The sequence below is a fragment of the Colwellia sp. TT2012 genome (assembly GCF_001440345.1).
GTDB lineage: Bacteria > Pseudomonadota > Gammaproteobacteria > Enterobacterales > Alteromonadaceae > Colwellia.
In genome coordinates, this window is sequence record NZ_LJYX01000177.1 from 1 (window position 1) to 743 (window position 743).

The window sequence follows — 743 nt, forward strand, 5'->3', positions numbered from 1 at the left end:
CCCGCAACAACACCTCGGCTTCCAGCACCTTGCTCACTACATCCTCAGCTTTGCTGCGGTCCAGGCCCAGGCGCTCCAGCAGCTCGTCCGGGATCTTGGCCTCAGGCCCGGAGCCGATGCCGCGCCCGCGCAACAGGCGCACGGCCAGGCACACCAGGTTCGGGTATTCGGCGTATTGGCCGTCGTAGGTCGGGTCATGCTGGAAGCGCAGGGCAGTGGACAGCTCTTGCGGCATGTTCCAGTAACGCATCAACCAGGCCCCGATCTGCTCGCGGCTGATCCCCAGCAAGTGTTGCTCGATATAGCTGTGGCACAGGTGCGGGTTGACCTCCAGGTGCCGGCAGATCAGCGAGAAGTGCGGCGGGAAGACGTGGGCCAGCAACAGATAGCCAAAGTTGTGCAGCAGGCCCGCCAAGTAGGTCAGGCCGGCTTCCGGGCGCTGGGCGCGCGGCATGGCACGGGTCAGGCCTTCGATTACCGCCGCGGTGTAGATCGACTGGTGCCAGTAGGGCGTAGCCTGTTGCGGATGGTCCTTTGGCAGACTTAAGATCTTGCCTAGCGCAAGGCCGAGGGCCAGGTTGTTCACTAGGTCGAAGCCCAGAACGCGCACAATTGCAGCTTCCACCGAGCGGATCTTGCCCGGCGAGGCGTAATACGGCGATGCCGCCCAGCTCACGACTTGCGCGGCCAGGGCCGGGTCGGTTTCGACCACGCCGGTAATGTCGTCGATGGTCGCGTTGGGA

At 64.3% G+C, this 743-nt stretch carries 1 protein-coding gene; it reads right to left on the reverse strand.

Annotation, left to right across the window (positions count from 1 at the left end):
• On the reverse strand, positions 1 to 743 hold a 743-nt coding region (locus ASU03_RS20465; RefSeq protein WP_157466015.1), incomplete at both ends, for an HDOD domain-containing protein.